The organism is Labilibaculum manganireducens (genome assembly GCF_963665805.2).
Classification (GTDB): Bacteria; Bacteroidota; Bacteroidia; order Bacteroidales; family Marinifilaceae; genus Labilibaculum; species Labilibaculum manganireducens.
On the sequence record NZ_CAXXEE010000003.1, the window covers coordinates 4,794,218 to 4,814,598 of the forward strand.

Below are 20,381 nucleotides of genomic sequence, written 5' to 3' on the forward strand. Positions count from 1 at the left end.
ATGCCAAACGAAAATAACAAACTCATTTTTAAAAGCCGGGTACCTTACTGGTTGGTATTGTTTACCATTTTTATAACACTAATGCCCATTGCCTTGGTATTGGGAATCTATCTGAGCGGAGCATCCAGCGCGGCAAGTTACTACGGCGTTGACATAATCGATGTTAAATATTCCACGGTAGTTTACTACCTTGCCATTGCCGCTTCGTTTCCTCTCGAGGCCAAATTTTTCAACTACTTTTCGTCCAAACCCTATTTAATAGGCTGCAGCATTATCTACGCAGCAATAAACCTTATTCTATACTGCAGTGATAGTTTTGCTTTGCTATTGGTGCTCCGATTTGCCGGCGGCATGCTTTCGCTGGGCTTTATTGGCATGATATTCTCTCTGGTTTTTAAGCAATTTCATGCACAACGCAGCCGGATTTTAGGCTATGCAACCATGTATGCAGCCTTATTTTCCAGTGCTCCTCTTGCCCAGTTACTGGACGCATTTATATTTACCAAATACGATTTTAACAGCATTTTTCTATTTAAAATTTATAGTGCCTTACCCGGAATTATATTGCTTTGCTGCATTCTTAAAAAAGGCACAGATTTAAGACGCGATGGAAAAATTCCCTTAAAATTAATTCGCTGGGAGAGCTTTGTTCTTTATGCATCATCCCTGTTATTGGCAGCCTATATTTTACTGTATGGGCAATATTACCATTGGTTTAGCAGCATACGGATTACGCTTTGCACAATTGCTTTAGTATTTTTTATGTGCTTGTTTTTCCTCCGGCAATTTAAACTCGAAGAACCCTATATCGATTTAAAGATTTACAAGTCGCGAAATTTTCGAATAGGCATGCTGCTGTTGGTGCTGTTTTACTTCAGCAAGGGCGACATGAATTTGCTCAATGGATTTTTTTCCAACAGTGTTCATTTAGATATGTATCACAAAGGCTATATCATGCTGATTAATTGCGCAGGAATTACCGCAGGATCGCTTATATCTGCCCGGTTTATTTTAGCCGGACGAAAAATACGGCTGATCTGGATGACTGGTTTTGGCGTGCTGTTGGCTTATCATGTTTATATTCTTTGCATTTTAAGCAATCAGGCTGAGATCGCAGATTTACTCATTCCCCTGTTTTTACAAGGATTTGGAAATGGAACTCTGATCATCTCTATTGTGATTTTCTATGTGACTTCAGTTCCTGCCGAAATAGCTTTTTCGGCTTCGGTTACGGGAGTAGCTTTTCGCGCCGTTACCTTTACCGCCAGCATGGCCTTAACTTCCTACATGGGTCTGCACCTTCAAAAAATTCATTACCAAAGTGCAGCCCAAGAAATTACTTCGCTCAATCCGTATGCTGTGCAGCGCATCGGTCAGTACAAACAAGCATTACTTAATGGCGGAGCAAGTATCCCTCAGAGCAATGCCGGTGCCATTAAACTTTTGGGAAAAGCAGTCGCAAATCAAAACAATCTCTTATTTGTCAGAGATTATTATTTATACATGAGTGCTTTCATCCTGCTTATCATCATGGGCATCGCTTTAATTCCTCATTTTCAGTATCACATTAAAAAAATTGGAGCCAAACTAATCCCAATGTAAAAGCAGTAACGGTTCCATTCTAAATAGAAACTACAACTGCAATAGCCTGAAAATGGTTTTTGGGTCAATGCCAAAATAGGTAAAGCCTGAAAAAATGATTTTTCACCATTCAATGCCCTCCTTCGCCATATATAGCTTCCCTGTGGCAAAAATAGATTGTCCTGTGGCACAATCAGTAAAATCTGCGGGTTTGCAATACGTTCTGCGGGCAATTCAATGCGTCCTGTGGCAAAATATCCAATTCTGCGGGGCAAACCCTGCTTCCTGCAGCATTTCACCCCTTCCTGCGCCATAATCACCTAGCCTGCGCGCGGGTTTCAGAGCTATTCACCTTGCTTCCGTGTCCTTCTCTTTCTGCTTTCGCAGATTACAAAAATACCTGAATGGAATCAAAATAAACACTCCTTAAATCTCCTTTATAATAGCTCTATTGTTTCCAAATAGAAACACATCGTTTCTTTGCTTAATATTCAGCTTATCCAGTTATTGAGATAACGACTTCTTTTAAATGTGGTTTAACGTATTTATTTCTCTCAAAAGAAATTAATTCCCAAGTGCATTTAGCTTGTTAAAAGTCTTTTCAATTTCTGAAATTACCGGTTTTGAGATGCCACAATCCTGAGCTATGTACTTCCACTTCGAGAGGGCTTCTTTTACCTGCTCAATTATTAATTCAGGTTTCTTAATTCCAAAATGATCTGCCAATTTCAACAAGTGTTTTTCGCCGGGATTCCTGCTCTCTCCTGCCACCATGGTACTGTGTATGCCATAAGCCGAAGTAGAGAATGTGAGATCGTAGGCAGGTGCCATTTTCCAGTTTCCTTTGCCATCCATTAAAAAGGAGAAGTTTTTACTGTGATCATCCCGGTTGTGAGCAAATACGTTAAATGCAGCAAGCCGAAGAACTTTTTCATAGGCATTTACATGCTTTTCGAGTCGAAATGCACAATCCATCAAATGACCGTAATCCATAGTGCTCATTCTAAAATTATCGTGCATTAAACCACTGGCAGTATGCACATGAAGTCTGCCCGTTTCTGTTCTGTCGAAACGCCTGGTACCAAAGTAGGTTTGATCTGTTTTGCCATGAAACAATTGACATTCACTCATTTCTATTCCTGCTTTCAGAGCCATTTGATAGTAAGCATATTCAATTTTGGCAATTTCCTGATTATCCTGAGATGATGGGAATTTAATCAACCATTCTTCAAAACCATCCTGCATTTGATCATATCCATGAACCAGTTCGTTGTTTTGTTTATTGAAGCCTGCTAAAATTTTAGGACGGGCTCCACCTGAAGATCCTCCCAAAGCGAAAAGCTCTTCTATCATCTCTGTACTCTCCCCTTTTAGAACATGCTTCATCTCCTGAGCAATTGCATCCAATTCCAATTGCTTATCAAAATCATGTTTACCTTCCTGTTGCGGCTGATAACACAAAGCTCCCAATCCGGTACTGCCCACATAAGCCAATCGATCCAAGGGTGTTAATCCATAAATATCAATTCCCTTGGAACTTAAACTTCTATCCAAGAGCAATCTGCCCCAGCCATCGGGTAATGAATCGTTAAAAACTCCGTAAAGTCCTTCAAATGGTTCTTTTTCAGCATTGTTTATTTCTCCGGTAAATGGAAGTTTTAGAGGTGAAATATTTAATCCTGTCTTTAAAAACTCCTGATGATATCGAAAATAAATCTGTCTGTTATTCACAACCAGCTCTCCTACCTCATAAGTTTTCCCTTCCAACTGAAGAGAGACCAATATGTTTCTTATCTCTTCCATTGTCTAAACTTTTGAAGTAAATAAATTCTCAATACCTGATTGATCTTCCTGAGCTTGAAACACCTTTTCAAAATCTTCAAGACGGTTCATTAAATGAGCCAATTTTAAAAGCGATTCCAATGAAATTTTCCCAGTGTTTTCAAAACGCTTCAGGCTTCCTAATGACACTCCTGAACGTTCAGCCATCTCAATCTGAGAAAGTTTTAAATGTTTGCGCAAAAGCTTATGGCGTTCTGCCAAGGCTCTGCTAACGTCTGATGGTGTTGTTGAGAGTGAATACATATAGTTAATATTTTAGCTAAAAATACACATTTAAAGCATAAATAGCTAATATATTAGTCCGGAACTTAATTGGATGTATAAATAAAATTGATCCATTTTTTGCCATAAAAAAATCCTTCCGAAAATATCGAAAGGATTATTTTGTACCCAGGGCCGGGATCGAACCGGCACGGGTTGCCCCACTGGTGTTTGAGACCAGCGCGTCTACCAATTCCGCCACCTGGGCATTGCTTTTGAATGCGATGCAAATATAGATGTTTGTTTCAATCCAGCAAAACAAAAGCGGTCTTTTTTTTCAAAAAAAACACACCTCTAAGATCTCTGCAAAACGGGCAAACATCAGATGTGCTGAGCTTCATTTAATTATCACATACAAACTCCTGCTGTTTTATTTCTTCCGGCAACAGCATCAAAGAACAAAAGTGAGTCCAATATCGAAAAAGAAAATGCAATTCTCACTTTGCACGCAAAAACAACTTGGCAATTCACATCAGGATTCTCTATATTAGCATAAAGATTATTGATTTGTTATAATCTGTTTGCAAAACTACATTTGAGTAAACAAAATCAACACAAAACATAAACTAAAATTTTCTGACATGCCAAACTTAGCCACCAATTATCTTGGATTGGATTTAAGCAGTCCTATCATAGCTGCAAGTTCGGGTCTTACCGACTCTATTGAGAAATTAATTGAATTGGAAGTTCATGGCGCCGGAGCTATCGTTCTAAAATCCCTTTTCGAGGAAGAAATAATCATGGAAATGGATGAGAAAATACACGCCATGACCAGTCGTCCGTATGTATATCCTGAAACTTTCGACTACATGGATGAAGATCCTCAGGAAGATACCGTTCGAAAATACCTGCGATTGATAAAAGAAGCCAAAGCAGCCGTTTCTGTTCCTATTATTGCGAGCATAAACTGTGTAAGTGCTCAAAAATGGACTTATTTTGCCCGTGAAATTGAAAAAGCCGGTGCCGATGCTTTGGAAATCAACTTATTTGTTCTTCCTACGGATATGAACAGAACCGGTGATGAAAACGAGCAGATTTACTACGATGTTCTTAAAACTGTAAAAGATCAGGTTGCCTTGCCTATTGCCTTAAAAATAAGCCCGTATCATTCCAATCTATCCAATTTAATTAAGCGGCTTGACGATATGAATGTAGATGGTATTGTGATGTTCAATCGCTTTTACAGTCCTGATTTTGACATTAAAGATTTAAGTGTAACCAACGGTCAAATTTTATCGGGTCCTGACGATTACAAGAACTCCTTACGCTGGACCGGAATCATGTCGGAACGGGTAAAATGCTCCATTGCCGCCACAACAGGCATTCACACATCCGAAAGCATAATAAAACACCTGCTTGCCGGAGCCGATGCGGTTCAATTGGCCTCGGTCCTGTACAAAAACGGCCCCGAATACATCGATGTTCTATCAAAAGAAATTTATGCATGGATGGAAGAACATGGATTTAAGAGCATTCGCGACTTTAAAGGCAAAATGAGCCAATCTAAATCGAATGATCCGGCGGCTTTCGAAAGAGTGCAGTTCATGAAACAATTCCGGAACTTCGTGATGTAATTAAACAACCTCAAATTTCAATTCTCAATATCACCTAAACCCGAATCAGATACGATCCGGGTTTATTTTTACTCTTATTTAAACGAATCACATGACATATATCATAAGGAAAAAGACTTACAAGTGTTATATTGTAGGTTCGATGTAAAAACACGATAGTGCTAACCCCTTTTGGGCGGATAATTATACTTCCAACAAAAGACAAATCATACAAAAACATGAAACGTCCATGTATAAAACTTTCTGCGCACAGGGGGATGATTATAATGGTAAGTTCCATGTGGCAAAAACTTAAAATCATAGACACATGAAAGATTTTGGAGTTCAGGAAACACTTAAACGCTTAGGCATTGAACCAATTAATCAAGGAGTTTCGACAGGTACACATTGGTTCGATTGCAACGGAGCCGTAACCGAATCGGTTTCTCCCATTGATGGATCTGTAATCGCAAAAGTGAAAAATGCCAATGCTGCTGATTACGAAAAAGTGCTGGAGACTGCACAGGAAGCCTTTAAAGTGTGGCGCAAAATGCCGGCTCCCAAACGAGGCGAAATTGTCCGGCAAATTGGCAATGCTCTTCGCGATTCCAAAGATGATCTGGGAAAATTGGTTAGCCTCGAAATGGGAAAAATTTATCAGGAAGGATTAGGCGAAGTTCAGGAAATGATAGATATCTGCGATTTTGCAGTGGGCCAATCAAGAATGCTTTACGGATTTACCATGCATTCCGAGCGTCCGGATCATAAAATGATGGATCAGTATCATCCGCTGGGAATTGTGGGGGTAATTTCTGCTTTCAACTTCCCGGTTGCTGTTTGGGCATGGAACGCGATGCTGGCAGCGGTTTGCGGCGATGTGATTATCTGGAAACCCAGTTCGAAAGTACCTCTGTGTGCTCTGGCTTGTCACAACATCATTCAAAAAGTACTAAAAGACAACGATGTGCCCGAAGGTGTTTTCAACCTGGTAGTTGCAAAATCATCAGTAATGGGTGATAATTTTATAGAAGACAAACGTGTTCCTTTGATTTCGGTTACCGGATCGACAGCCATAGGCAAACGGGTTGCCGAAAAAGTGGGTGCCCGTTTGGGAAGAACAATCGCCGAATTGGGTGGCAACAACGCAATAATCATGGCTCCTTCGGCCGATTTAGATATGGCCATTCCGGGAATTGTATTCGGATCGGTTGGTACTGCCGGACAGAGATGCACCTCTACCCGACGTCTGATTATCCACGAAAGTATTTACGAAGATGTAAAAACCCGTTTGCTGCATGCTTACAAACAGGTGGAAGGAAAAATTGGCAATCCGTTGGATGAAAAAACATTGGTTGGCCCCGTAATTGACAACGGTGCGGTAGAAGTATACAAACACGCCATTGCCGAAGTGAAAAAAGCAGGCGGTAAAATTGTTTACGGCGATAAAGTGCTGGATGGTAATTTTGTGGTTCCTACCTTCTGCGAGGTTGAAAATCACTGGCAAATTGTTCAGGATGAATCATTTGTTCCGGTTCTATACATCATGAAATACAAAACCCTCGACGAAGCCATTCATTTGCACAATGATGTGCCTCAAGGTTTATCCTCATCGATTTTCACCATGAACATGCGCGAAGCTCAAACCTTTATTTCTGCTGTTGGAAGCGATTGTGGAATTGCCAATGTGAACATTGGAACATCAGGAGCCGAAATTGGCGGTGCTTTTGGCGGCGAAAAGGAAACCGGCGGCGGACGTGAATCAGGTTCCGATTCCTGGAAAATATACATGAGAAGACAAACGAATACCATAAACTATGGCGTAGACCTGCCATTGGCGCAAGGAATTAAGTTCGATTTTTAGACACAACACACCAAACACTTACATTTTAACAAATGCAAATACCTCAACAATCGTTGGGGTATTTTTTATGAATAAAGCTGTAATAGATGAAAGCAAGCGCCTTTTATCCAGACAGTTAGTGGTATCGTACCACGACAATCAATGGTAAAGCACCTCGACAACCAATGGTAAAATACCACGACAGTGATTGTCGAAATACTGCCCTTGTCCTTGTAAGTATCACATTCCGAATCCGCTGGTTTTCAGAAATTCAGATATTAATTTTTATTTTTCCTGATACTTTTATCTTATTACTTAATGCTTTATCGGACAAAAAAATATAAATAACAGGACTACAACCAATTGCACGATACTTTAATTCGAATAAAGATGCAGAATATCCTACACATAATTTTTTAAACATTCGATAAATTGCTATTTTTGCTTCATTACTATTCCACGCAACCGACCAAATATGTTGAGAAAAATTTTAACCTACCTACTAATTCTTTTGCTTCTGACAATTACCGTTTTAGGCTATCTATACCTTCAAAAACAACGCGAATACAAAGGAATAGATCCTTTCTCGGCCATTCCGGTTAATTCCGAGATGATTATTCAATTTGAGAGTCTGGAAGATTTAATCACCAAATTGGAGAACAATACCGGTGCATGGAAAGAACTGAGCAAATTCGATAAAATTGCTGACATCAATAAAAATCTTCAATTTATAGACAGCCTGATCAGTCATTTTGATTCGGAAGGCACTTTATCTTTGGATCGGTCGTTTACCATGGCGAGCCATTTGCAGGGTAAAAATGAAATTGAATACCTGTACATTCTTCCGATTACTGATTATCTGGAAGAAAAGAAAATTAAAAATGCCATCATTAATTGGGTTGGTTTGGACAGATCGGTTTCGGAACGGAAATACCACAACACAACATTATATAGTATTCCGCCTCAAAACCCAAAGGATAAAGGAATTCACTTTACTTTTTCGAAAGGATTATTTATTGCCAGCAGATCGATGTTACTGGTTGAAAATTCGGTGTTGCAGCTAAGTACTGAAAACTCCATTTGCAATTCGAAGGGGTTTGAACAAATTCGTCGTACAATAGGTAAAAATGTGGATGCCAACATCTTCCTGAACCTAAAAACCTTTCCAAAACAAGTTTCCTTATCTCTCGATAAAGATTACAGCAAATTTATACGAAACTATACCAATTTGGCGAACTGGACAGAGCTTGATCTTAGTTTCAGAAATAAAATAATCTTACTAAACGGATTTACTTACAGCGATCCTCAGCAAGGCAACCTGATGAATCTGTTTCTTCAGCAGGAACCAGTTAAAATGGAAATGGAATCGATGATTCCATCGAGTACCAGTATTTTAGCCATACTGGGTATTGATGATGCTCCTTTACACAAAGGGAAATACCGGAAGTACCTTGATCAGATGGGGCAATTATCCGAATATCTGAAAAACATTAACGACGTAAAAAAGAAAACCGGAGTGGATTACGAAGAAGCAATCTATTCTATTATTTATAAAGAGGTTGGTATTGCTTTTACCGAAGGCCAAACCAACAAACGCTTTACCATTATACGAACTAAAAGTGCCAGCATTGCCAGGGAAAAAATGCTGGAAATGATTAATGGAAAGGCAAAAAAAGAACAACGCACTCTTGCCTACTACATGCGAACTTATCATCTCGACAAGGAAACCAGCTTCGATATTTTCAGATTGCCTGAAGACCAACTTCCGGAAAAGCTTTTTGGAACCTTCTTTGCCGGCGCCTCATCGGCCTACTTCACTTTTATCGATAATTACATGGTGATGGGATCTGATATCAGCTCTCTTTCCGAATTTATTAAAGAATCGGTTCTGGGTAAAACCCTGAATACCAATCAAACCTATATGGAAAACAAAGAGTTCCTTTCCAATAAGGCGAACTTTTATTTTTATGCTTCAACACCCAGAGCCAACGCCTTTATTTCAGGGTTCCTAAATGCCGGTTTGCAAAAGGAAATTCAAAACCACAGGCAGAGCGTAAATAAATTTCAGGCTGTCGGCCTGCAGTTAAGCTCGAACAGAAATCTGATTTACAATAACTTATTCATCGAATACGATCCGATACTAGAGTTGGCTCCTCAAACCGAATGGGAATCGAGGTTGGATACCTGCTTTGCTCACAAACCATATTTGGTTCAGAATCATTACACAAAAGAGAATGAAATTTTGGTTCAGGATATTAATAATCAGCTTTATCTTTTAAATCCTTCGGGACGTGTGTTATGGAAAAAAGCTTTGGAATCTAAAATCGTAGGGACGGTTCAGCAAATTGATCTATTTAAAAATGGCAAACTGCAGTATCTGTTTGCCACTAAAAACAAGCTTCATTTGGTAGATAGAAATGGCGACAACGTGGGAAATTACCCGATAAAACTAAAATCTGAGGCTGTTCAGGGTGTTTCTATCTTCGATTACGACAACAACAAAAATTATCGGTTTTTCATACCCTGCAAGGATAAAAATATTTATGCTTACACGAAAGATGGCAGGACTCTTACCGGTTGGAATCCGGCTAAAGCTGAAAATGAAATTAATTGCGAAATTCAGCACTTTCGGGTAAAAAACAAGGACTACATTGTTTATGCCGATCAATACCGCATTTACATTCTAAACCGCCGTGGCGAAGAAAGAATCAAATGCAAAGAACAGTTTTCAAAATCGAAGAACAATCCATTCTTTTTGGAGAAATCTGTTGGAAATATCAGCGACAGACTGGTGACAACAGACATAAATGGAAACATCTACTACTGCTATTTTGATGGAAACATTGAGAAAAAAACATTCACACAACTATCCGATTCTCATTTTTTTACAACTGCTGATATTGATACGGATGGCAGAAATGAATATCTGTTTGCTGATTACAATCTATTAAAGATATTTGACGATTCGGGAGAACAAATTCTCGAGAAAAAGTTCGATTCCAATATTAGCTTCCGACCAAATGTTTACAGCTTTTCGCGAAGAAACATTGAAATTGGAATTTGTCTGGAAGATGAGAACAAGATATTTCTGATTGATAAAGAGGGAAATAACCATGAAGGATTTCCTCTTAAAGGAAATACAGAATTCTCAATCGGATTTTCGAAAACCGGCGATAAATCCTTTAATCTTTATGTAGGAGATAACCGAAACTTCCTTCTCAACTATTCCGTACAATAATTTTTTGTCATCAATAACGAAATATTCATGCACCAAAATCAATGCTCTGCACAAACCATTGATTTTTTTAGAATTTACAATCAGAGCCTAATAATTTATCATAGCATTATTAGGGTTTCAAATGCTTTGTTCGGTGCATTCTATATAAACGCATATAAAATAAAACAACTATGATATTAAAACTTAGATCCCTAATTCTATTCTTGCTTGCCGGCATTTTAGCCATTTCAACGCAATCCTGTTTTAACGGAGACGACTACGACTTCGACAAGCTTTCCGATAAAATAGACTGGACACCCAATATGATCGTTCCGGTTGGTTACGGAACCTATTCATTGTGGTATTTACTGAATCAGCATGAGGCAAACCCTGCCGATCAAACCATTACTCTTGATGCGGAAGGTATGCTTCACATCAAATACATGGAAGAAGATATTTTTTCTTACAATGTTGATGAAGTCCTGAACTTTCCCAATCAAGATGCAATAGATCTATCTTATTCTTTATCAAGTTTTGGTATTGGTGTTCCTTATAGCCCATTGCTTACCTATTCAAAAACAGATCAAATTCAGATCATCACGGGTAACACTGGCAACATTGGCATTAAACTTTATGAGTTGGATTTAAATGCCGATATCCGATTTGTTTTATCAAACCCGTTAAACACAACTGTAGAACTTTCTGTTTCGATTCCTAACGGAACAGCAGGAGGAAATTTAATAAATGAAACCTATACCTTAACTCCATACGAAACAGATCACATTGAAACCTTAAATCTGGCAAACCTAAATTTAACTTTCAACACACCATTCACTACCAATAATGATATTGACATTACTTTTGATATTGATATTAAAGACAATGCCAGTCATATAATTAGCAGTACTGGTGATCTGGGAATTAATCTTACTGTTCAGAACATCGTTTTCCAATTGGCTCAAGGCGATTTTGGAAATCAAATCATTACTCTTGATGCCGGAAACTTTGACATGAATGTTGATTTTTGGGATGACATTGAAGGTGATTACCAATTTGCTGATCCCCGCATTAATCTTGTCATGGAAAACTCTGTTGGAGTTCCGTTCCAAATTAATGCCGACATTACCGGTTATGCAACAGATGGAACTACGGCCTCATTAAACCCTAATGCTTTGCAACCGGCCTATCCCGATAAAGTATCTGTTACAAATCCGTTAACGATCGATGCAATATCAGAAACAATAACCTACGACACAATCAATTCCAACATAAAATCCTTAATGGCCTTACCACCATCAGACAGACTGGAATATTTTGGAAATATTGCTTTAAACCCAGCTGGAGCCGTTGCTCCAACACCAACAACTCCAAACATCATCAGCAACAGTTCTGCTATTAATGTAGATATTGAAATTGATGTTCCTTTGGATTTTACAGCTACAAATTTGATGCTTAGAGATACAGTAAACGACATTGACATTAGCGATGCAGATAAAATTATGAATGCAGCCGTGGTTATCGTTACTGAAAACGGTTATCCGCTCGACGTAACAATCGATAAAATTTACTTTACTGATGCGGCTTACCATGTAATTGATTCCATTTCAGACAATCAAGTAATTGAGGCGGCAAGCGTATTTACATCTGGTGCCAATATCGGTGAAGTTGATCCTGACTCGGTAAAAGAGGTGGAGCATCAAATACAATTAAACCAAAGTCAGATAAAAAACCTGAACCAAACCAAAAATCTAATTATAAACGCTGGCGTAAGTACAGAAAATGATGGCGTTCCTGTAAAACTTAAGGGGGACTACGAACTCAAATTCACCTTATCTGTTCAGGCTCAAATCGATCTTAATAACTAAGTCCCCAGACACTCCGCTATGATTAAATTTATATACAAAACATCTTTAGCAGGATTGATATTCCTGTTTTTATCTGTTTCGGCTTCAGCCCAAAAAATGAACAACACTTTGTATTTAATGCAAAATGTTCCTCAGTCAAATCAGTTGAATCCGGCCATTCAACCCGAATGCAAAGTCTTCGTTGGCTTTCCGGCGCTGAGTTCAATTTATCTGAATTACAGCAACAGCAGCTTTGCTTACAGCGATATTATTAAAGATGGTACAGGAATCAGAAAAGATTCTTTAGTTGTTGATATCAATAGCTTTCACGATGCATTGCAAACAACCAATTTTGTGTCGCAGCAATTTGAACTGACTCTTTTTGCTCTTGGAATACGCGCAAAAGATTACTTTTTCACTCTGGATGTGATTGAAAAGGAAGATTCCCGTTTCAGTTTCGATCAGGAAATGGTGACATTTTTGAAAGACGGCAACGCCTCATACAGAGGAAAAACTGCAAATTGGGGCGGACTGGGATTGGATGCAAGTTACTATCACGAAGTTGCCCTTGGTGTATCGAAAAAAATAAACGACAAATGGACGGTTGGTATCAAAGGAAAAATGCTGTTTGGTATAGCCAACATGCACATGGAAGATTCCGACATGTCTGTATTCACCTCTGCTTCCGGTAACGAAATTGTTTTAAATTCGGAACACCGTCTTCGAGTTTCCATGCCAATTAATCAAATCGGTTTGGATGCTGACGGATATGTGAACGACATTGACATAGATGGTGATAATTACGATGCAGATTTCTTCGCAAACACCGATAATAAAGGTTTTGCCGTTGATTTGGGTATGACTTACCAAATGGATGAAAAAACCCGCTTATATGCCAGTATATTGGATATAGGATCGATTAACTGGAAAACAGATGGTCATGAATTCTACCAAAATGGTTCGTTTACCTGGACGGGAGCCGATTGGTCGCAATCGGGAAATTCAAAAGACCCAAACTACAAAGAAATTGAAGATGTATTTGATGATTTAACAGACTCAATTGTTGACGAATTTCGCGTAACAAACGGAATAGATTCATACAAAGTTGGACTGCCTGCCAAAATATATTTAGGCGGAACACACGACCTTAACAAAAGGGTAAACGTAGGAGCATTAAGCAGAACCGAAATTTTTAACGGTAAAATTCAATCGTCATTAACCTTTTCGGCCAACGCACGTTTTTTCAGAAATCTTAGTACTACATTGAGTTACTCGGTGGTAAACCATTCGTACAACAACCTTGGTTTTGGATTGGCCGCCAAATTGGGTCCAACACAGTTTTATGTGGTTAGTGACAATGTAATGGCAGCCATTAAACCAAACACAGCTCACCTGGCAAACATTCGTTTCGGAGTTAACTTTTTGTTTGGCTGTAAGGACAAAACAAAGAAAAAAGATTCCTGCTCTTTCGAGGATGAAGTTAAAAACAAGAAGAAGCCATTGTACAAATAAATAAAACGATTTTTTTACTCCATTACGGAGAGTTTACATCAATTTGAATTCGAGACTGCCTTGCGGGGCAGTCTTTTTTTTTGTTAACAACTCTGAAACCCGCGCGCAGGCTAGATGATTTTGTCGCAGGAAGAGATGAAATTCCGCAGGAAGGACAATTTCCCCGCAGGATGTATTAATTGATCCGCAGAACTGACAAAAACACCACAGAATAGAATGATTTGCCTGCAGAACGAACTTTTTTACCGCAGAAAAGCAATAATAGAGCAAGGATGTGTCTTCTCCTGAAATAGCTTGACAGATTTTTAGTGTTTATTCGGTATAATTGCATCACTTGTAAACTTATCCTATCTAGGATGGTTAATATAGTATTCTCGAAGTAGTGCTCCTAAAAGAAAAATAAACTTGCAGTTGCTTACGGATTCTGCAATCTTTTTCTATTGTAGATTTTACACTTTGCAATAAAACAATCATTATATTTTTTAAGTAAGTATCCCATATAAGATTGCAGTAACAAACGCTAAAATCGCAATTGTAAATGAATAAATAGGAGCGTACCTTAATTTAACATCTCTATACTTCTGGATTATTTTCTCGTATCGATTATTATAGAATACCAAGAAATAATTCAAAACACCAAAAGGCAATGCAAACATGATAGAAAATGCAATAAATTTATTTATCATATCACTTATAAAAATATTTATTGTTATAAGTGGAATATTCAGTAAGTCAAAATATTTTAACCAAATAAAGATTATCCACCAATTTAATGCGTGCATCCAAGTAATGTATACAAACAAAGTAAATTTCCAATTCGTCCTATCTGGCTGATGCTTTTTAAAACTTATAATTGCATCAGACCATATCATATAATAAATATTCCTCATAAAATTTTACTCAAACCATTTATTATCATTATCACCATACCAAGTACTCGGACCATAATGTATGCCCAAATTAAAAGATACATCCCAACAATGTACTGTATGCACCTTCCGTTGTTAAAGCTCCACCTAAGATATCTCCGCCTGTTATCCCTCCACTAGATGCATCCTCACCAGTTACTGAAAAGAAACTTCCCTCTGAAGATTTCAGAAATGGCTCTTCTATATATTCCACACTTAACGATCCATTTTCATTTAAAACAAGACATGACCCCTCGGGTAAGTTTTTACCCAATGCTTTAAAATTTTCTGGATTGGCAAAGTAATTCGTAAAATGATACCTCATTTGCCCATCTTTGTCTACTATCGCGCGTAATTCCAAAATCATTTCGGGTGCTTCAATAATCATGGGTTTTACGGGAGGATAATGATGAATGGCCAGTCGAACCTTTACACCCCAATCAGAAACTTCGCTCTCGCAGCTATAACTTATTGGCTGAATGGGAAAACCCAATACCCGATCGATATTTTAATATTTATTTGGTACAATTGCATAGCAAATCACAACTTATAAACTCATACTATTTTGGGATGGACAATATTATATTCCCTTATTAACGCTCCCAAAAGGAAAAAGGATACAAATAAGAAGAGTAGATAGATGATACTGTAAACTTTTAGTTTCTTCTTTCTCTTATTCGGAAGTTCTTTACAGGATTTTATAATTACCAGGTATCTTTTTTTATTATTAACGTACAACAGTGCTATCGCAAAAATTACAAGTGCAAAATACTTATAGTACTCTCCGTAATAATTAAACCTAATTGGCAACATTAAATACTCAATCAGAGATAATAGAATGTAAAAATTAGCGGTGATAGCAAATGTAAGCATCCCTGTTGCAAAATATTGCGGAAATTCCTTTTCCTTAAAAATGGTAATGCAAAAAAAGTATGCTTTTGTAAATATGTATCTGTACAAATCCTTCATGCTAATATTATTCAAAACAATTTCTCAATTATCACCATTAATAGGGTGAGAATAATAAACAATACAGGCAAAATAAAAACATGCCAAGTTTTTATTCTATTTTTCAAGTAAGTATCCCATATAAAATTGCAGTAACAAAAGCTCCTAATGCAATTCCTGTTGAATAAATAAATGCACATTTTTTCGGAGGTTTAGGATACTTTATAAGTATGAGTTTATATCTATCCTTATAGAAAATAAGAAAGTAATTGAGTAGTCCAAAAGGGAACGCAAATACGAGTGAAAAGGACACAAATTTATCCAACATATCACCTGGAAATAGCTCTACTCTTATCAGAGGAACATTTAGTAAGTTAAAGTATTTTAACCATATAAACAGAATCCATAGATTTAATGCGTTTATCCATGTATTAAAAAAAAAGATAGCCATTTTCCAGTCTTCCCTTTTAGGATGATACTTTTTAAAACTTAAAATTGCATCAGACCAAATTAAATAATAAATATTCCTCATAAGTTTTTACTCAAACCATTTATAATCATTATCACCATACCAAGTACTCGGACCATAATTTATACCCAAATTAAAAGATACATCCCAAGTTAATCTGAGTGTTCCATAAAGAGCGATAAATTCTCCTACATAAGGTATTTCTGCTCCAGAATAATAAGAAGCTATAGTAGTCATTAAACCTGCCGTACCAACACCTGCATCAACATAAGTGATCGGTTGTTGATTCCCTTTTGCAATATCATAATAAGCCATTCCTGTAGTTACAACACTTCCTGCAGTCCCAACACGTTTCAACGTTTTTGATACATTTGCATAGCCTCGTGCTCTAGCTGATCTAATCCGTCCATTTGCCTTATAGATATTCTTTGTCAAACCATTGGTTGTTGCATATGTAGTATGATTATGCAATAATGTACTGTATGCACCTTCCGTTGTTAAAGCTCCACCTAAGATATCTCCGCCTGTTATCCCTCCACTAGATGCATCCTCACCAGTTACTGAAAAGAAACTTCCCTCTGAAGATTTCAGAAATGGCTCTTCTATATATTCCACACTTAACGATCCATTTTCATTTAAAACAAGACATGACCCCTCGGGTAAGTTTTTACCCAATGCTTTAAAATTTTCTGGATTGGCAAAGTAATTCGTAAAATGATACCTCATTTGCCCATCTTTGTCTACTATCGCACGTAATTCCAAGATCATTTCAGGAGCTTCAATAATCATCGGTTTTACCGGAGGATAATGATGAATGGCCACCCGAATGCTTACACCTCGCTCAGAAACACGCGTTTCACTACTATAGTTCATAGGTTGAATGGGAAAACCCAATACCCGATCGATATTTAGGTAGGTATGCATATTGTGCACATACTGCTGCATTTTATAATTGAGCTCCGACTGAAATGCATTTTGCGGGTTTACACTGGAGCTGGTGCACTGCCTTTTGGCAGCTTCCTGGGTAAATTGTATGCTCCGGCCAAGCTCTTGTATGGTATTGTAAAGTTTGTTATCCATGGCTATGAATTAATTTTAAGTCATCCTGTTTTTATGACCTCTGCTAAAATCATAAAATAAATTATAGAGATCAAATTTATGAAAACAATATCACTAATCAAAATAGTTAATATTAGATTATATAGATTTTACCAATTCAAATTGTGATTAACAAAATTTCACCTTGCGTTAGGGATTGCAGTGGAAACCCCACAGCGAAAAATGAGCGAGGAGTTGCAGCGAAAAGCCCGCCCGCAGGGAACGCCCAAAAGCAAATGCCGAAGAACATCAAAAAAAAAAATGAAATGCTTATATTTGCCTTTCAAAACAAAAGAATATGGCATTTATTAGATTTATAATCATAGCTGTTGGGATCTACTACATATTAAAGTGGATTTTGAAGGCAATATTCCCGTTTTTAGTGAAGAAAACCTTCGATAAAATGCAGGAACAAGCCAAGCAGCAACAGCAGCAGCAAACAAGAAAAGAAGGTGAAGTAACCATTGATAAACCATCGGGCAAAACAGGCGATCCACACAAAAAAGATGTGGGCGACTATGTTGATTTCGAAGAAGTGGATGATTAAATCGTAAGCGAATAGCTATTGGTAGTTGGCCTTTAGCTTTTTAACATTACACTCACCTAAATTTATTATTCAAAATATCTATAAAAACGCTATAAATTAATTGGATGTAAATCCATTGAATCGTATTTTTGCCTTTCCGTTTGGAAATTATACAATGCTAACAGCCAATGGCTAAAAGCTAATAGCTTAAAAAATTAACCTCAAAATATAAGATTTATGGCTCAGGAAGATGTTTTCAAAAAACTGGTAGCTCATTGTAAAGAATACGGATTCGTGTTTCAATCATCGGAAATTTATGATGGATTGAGTGCCGTATATGACTATGCGCAGCTGGGTGTTGAATTGAAAAACAATATTAAAAAATACTGGTGGGATTCAATGGTGAAACTGCACGAAAATGTAGTGGGTATTGATTCGGCTATTTTTATGCATCCTACTATTTGGAAAGCTTCGGGCCACGTTGATGCTTTTAACGATCCGTTGATTGACAATAAAGATTCGAAGAAACGTTACAGAGCTGATGTTTTAATTGAGGATTTGCTGGCCAAATTCGAAGGCAAAATGGACAAGGAAGTTGAGAAGGCTAAGAAGAAATTTGGTGAAAGTTTCGACGAAGCTCAATTTCGTGCAACCAACCCGCGGGTATTAGCAAACAAAGAAAAAATGGATGCTGTGCATGCCCGTTTTGTTGAGGCTTTGGATAAGAATGACTTGGATGAATTGAAACAGATCATTATTGACAATGAAATTGTTTGTCCGATTTCGGGATCAAAAAACTGGACTGATGTTCGTCAGTTCAACCTAATGTTCTCGACCGATATGGGTTCTACCGCCGACGGAAGCAGTAAAATTTACCTTCGTCCGGAAACTGCACAGGGTATTTTCGTGAACTACCTAAACGTTCAGAAAACCGGTCGTATGAAGATTCCTTTCGGAATTGCCCAAATTGGTAAAGCATTCCGTAACGAGATTGTTGCCCGTCAGTTTATTTTCCGTATGCGTGAATTCGAACAAATGGAGCTTCAGTTCTTTGTTCGTCCGGGTGAGGAAATGAAATGGTTCGATGCCTGGAAAACAACCCGAATGAGCTGGCACAAGGCTCTTGGTTTTGGTGAAGAGAAATACCGTTTCCACGATCACGATAAATTGGCTCACTATGCCAATGCAGCTACCGATGTTGAATTTAAATTTCCATTCGGATTTAAAGAGGTAGAGGGAATTCACTCCCGTACCGATTTCGATTTAAGTCAGCATCAGGAATATTCAGGTAAGAAAATTCAGTATTTCGATCCTGAGTTGAACAAAAGCTATGTTCCTTACGTGGTTGAGACTTCGATTGGAGTTGACCGTATGTTCCTGCAGATTATGTCGGAAGCATACATCGAAGAAAAAATTGAAAAAGAAGATGGTAAGGTTGACGAGCGTGTGGTACTTAAATTGCCTCTTGCTTTGGCTCCGGTTAAGCTTTGTGTGATGCCTTTGGTGAAAAAAGACGGCCTTCCGGATAAAGCCCGTGCAATTATCAACGATCTGAAATTCGATTTCAACTGCCAGTACGACGAAAAAGATTCAATTGGTAAGCGTTACCGCCGTCAGGATGCCATTGGTACTCCTTTCTGTGTAACTGTTGACCATCAGTCGTTGGAAGACAATACAGTTACCATTCGTCATCGCGACAGTATGGAACAGGAACGTGTCGAGATCTCTAAACTGTTTGCTATCGTTGAGGATCATGTAAGCATGAAAAAATTGTTCAAACAATTGAAATAGAGAACTGAGATTTGAGCTTTTAGATTTGAGAAATGAGATGATTTGCAAGGTGTAAATTACAAACTCAGGATGAACGGAACGAATCAACTAAATAGATAGTAAAATGGCCATTCTTTTACAGAATGGCCATTTTATTATTTAAAACAAATCATTATATGACCACATCGCCAAAGAAATTCTATTTCTTTAAATATAACTTTATACCCATCCTAACATTCACATATACAAAATCATAAAGTCGATCATTCGGATTAATCTCCTCCTGATAAACAACATTACCTTCCACCCATTCCTCAATACTTACTTTCCTGTACGTCCTGCTTTTGTTAGTTCCGGTAATTTGAAGGGAAGCGAACGGAGCAATAGGACGCAGTCTGTTCTTCGATGGATTAGGCAACCATTCCAATTCAATTGAGCCACCATAAACAAAGGATGGTTCTAACTGATAGGTATCTGTTTTTCTTGCCCGAACATTGGAATCATTGCTTCTCAAAATTATACTTGATTCAGTATTCTTAGAACTAGTTATAACACCTCCAAGCATTGTTCCCTGACACTTTAAACGTCCAAAAATCGTTTTTTCATAACCAAATCCACCCAAGTAGCTGTAAACGTTAATATCATCAACATATGAACAATCAGAATAATTCTCACCATTATCAAATTCGTAGTTATGTCCATCCCAACTCCCTTTTAAGCTTACAAATACTTTATTCCACACAAAATACCGCAAGTCAACAGATGCTGACCTAGTCAAAAATTCAAACTTGACATCCAGATTTTTATATTGAACAAATACCCCCAAAGTTACTGATTCCTGATTATATGAATAAATGTCTTCTACTTTATTATTTTGTAAAATCTCCTGAATTTTTATCTGAGAGCTTAAACCCCATTTCAGATCCGTTTCCTGTGCACTTGAAACAAGAGTGTGTACCAACAACAACAATATCATGGCACTAATCCTTTTATATTTATTTAGCATGATAAT

13 protein-coding genes and 1 tRNA gene are annotated in these 20,381 nt (G+C 37.7%); 8 read left to right on the plus strand and 6 right to left on the minus strand.

Translation table 11 applies throughout. From position 1 onward, the window contains the following. Positions 1–1,602 carry a hypothetical protein gene (locus tag ACHZAX_RS18915; RefSeq protein ID WP_320020174.1) on the plus strand — a complete coding sequence of 534 codons (1,602 nt, stop codon included), beginning with the start codon at positions 1–3 and terminating at the stop codon, positions 1,600–1,602. A gap of 543 nt (positions 1,603–2,145) precedes the next feature. Here ACHZAX_RS18915 and ACHZAX_RS18920 read toward each other — a convergent pair. The 3 genes from ACHZAX_RS18920 to ACHZAX_RS18930 all read right to left on the minus strand — a co-directional run bounded on the left by ACHZAX_RS18920 (position 2,146) and on the right by ACHZAX_RS18930 (position 3,892). Continuing rightward, positions 2,146–3,384, minus strand: coding sequence for a type II toxin-antitoxin system HipA family toxin (locus ACHZAX_RS18920; protein ID WP_320020175.1), 1,239 nt, complete (start codon positions 3,382–3,384; stop codon positions 2,146–2,148). A gap of 3 nt (positions 3,385–3,387) precedes the next feature. Then, positions 3,388–3,666, minus strand: coding sequence for a helix-turn-helix domain-containing protein (locus tag ACHZAX_RS18925; RefSeq protein ID WP_320020176.1), 279 nt, complete (start codon positions 3,664–3,666; stop codon positions 3,388–3,390). Between the two features lie 144 nt (positions 3,667–3,810). Continuing rightward, a tRNA-Leu gene (locus ACHZAX_RS18930) sits at positions 3,811–3,892 on the minus strand. 373 nt (positions 3,893–4,265) lie between these two features. Here ACHZAX_RS18930 and ACHZAX_RS18935 point away from each other — a divergent pair. The 5 genes from ACHZAX_RS18935 to ACHZAX_RS18955 all read left to right on the plus strand — a co-directional run bounded on the left by ACHZAX_RS18935 (position 4,266) and on the right by ACHZAX_RS18955 (position 13,650). Beyond that, the gene (locus tag ACHZAX_RS18935; RefSeq protein WP_320020177.1) at positions 4,266–5,258 is read left to right on the plus strand and encodes a dihydroorotate dehydrogenase-like protein; all 993 of its coding nucleotides are present in this window, start codon (positions 4,266–4,268) and stop codon (positions 5,256–5,258) included. Between the two features lie 307 nt (positions 5,259–5,565). Continuing rightward, complete coding sequence (gene amaB / locus ACHZAX_RS18940; RefSeq protein WP_320020178.1) at positions 5,566–7,098, plus strand: L-piperidine-6-carboxylate dehydrogenase; 1,533 nt, start codon at positions 5,566–5,568, stop codon at positions 7,096–7,098. 454 nt (positions 7,099–7,552) lie between these two features. Continuing rightward, positions 7,553–10,315 carry a hypothetical protein gene (locus tag ACHZAX_RS18945; protein ID WP_320020179.1) on the plus strand — a complete coding sequence of 921 codons (2,763 nt, stop codon included), beginning with the start codon at positions 7,553–7,555 and terminating at the stop codon, positions 10,313–10,315. Between the two features lie 170 nt (positions 10,316–10,485). Further along, a complete protein-coding gene (locus tag ACHZAX_RS18950; RefSeq protein WP_320020180.1) occupies positions 10,486–12,159 on the plus strand; it encodes a hypothetical protein in 1,674 nt (557 codons plus the stop codon). Between the two features lie 18 nt (positions 12,160–12,177). Next, positions 12,178–13,650 (plus strand): DUF5723 family protein, encoded by a 1,473-nt coding sequence (locus tag ACHZAX_RS18955; protein ID WP_320020181.1) that lies wholly within the window; start codon positions 12,178–12,180, stop codon positions 13,648–13,650. Between the two features lie 960 nt (positions 13,651–14,610). On the opposite strand, the gene ACHZAX_RS18960 is transcribed toward ACHZAX_RS18955, so the two are convergent. Together ACHZAX_RS18960 and ACHZAX_RS18965 are read right to left on the minus strand one after the other, a co-directional pair. Next, the gene (locus ACHZAX_RS18960) at positions 14,611–15,051 is read right to left on the minus strand and encodes a hypothetical protein (protein ID WP_320020182.1); all 441 of its coding nucleotides are present in this window, start codon (positions 15,049–15,051) and stop codon (positions 14,611–14,613) included. A gap of 993 nt (positions 15,052–16,044) precedes the next feature. After that, on the minus strand, positions 16,045–17,055 hold the full coding sequence (locus ACHZAX_RS18965) for a hypothetical protein (protein ID WP_320020184.1): 1,011 nt from the start codon (positions 17,053–17,055) through the stop codon (positions 16,045–16,047). A 316-nt stretch (positions 17,056–17,371) separates the two neighbouring features. Between ACHZAX_RS18965 and ACHZAX_RS18970 the strand changes: the two genes are divergently transcribed. Together ACHZAX_RS18970 and ACHZAX_RS18975 are read left to right on the plus strand one after the other, a co-directional pair. Then, positions 17,372–17,620: a DUF4834 family protein gene (locus ACHZAX_RS18970; RefSeq protein WP_101309736.1), complete on the plus strand. Its 249-nt coding sequence runs from the start codon at positions 17,372–17,374 to the stop codon at positions 17,618–17,620. 216 nt (positions 17,621–17,836) lie between these two features. Further along, the gene (locus tag ACHZAX_RS18975) at positions 17,837–19,390 is read left to right on the plus strand and encodes a glycine--tRNA ligase (protein WP_320020185.1); all 1,554 of its coding nucleotides are present in this window, start codon (positions 17,837–17,839) and stop codon (positions 19,388–19,390) included. Positions 19,391–19,568: 178 nt separating this feature from the next. Here the strand turns inward: ACHZAX_RS18975 and ACHZAX_RS18980 are convergent, their stop codons facing one another. After that, positions 19,569–20,375 (minus strand): hypothetical protein, encoded by an 807-nt coding sequence (locus ACHZAX_RS18980; RefSeq protein WP_320020186.1) that lies wholly within the window; start codon positions 20,373–20,375, stop codon positions 19,569–19,571. Between the last annotated feature and the right edge of the window lie 6 nt (positions 20,376–20,381).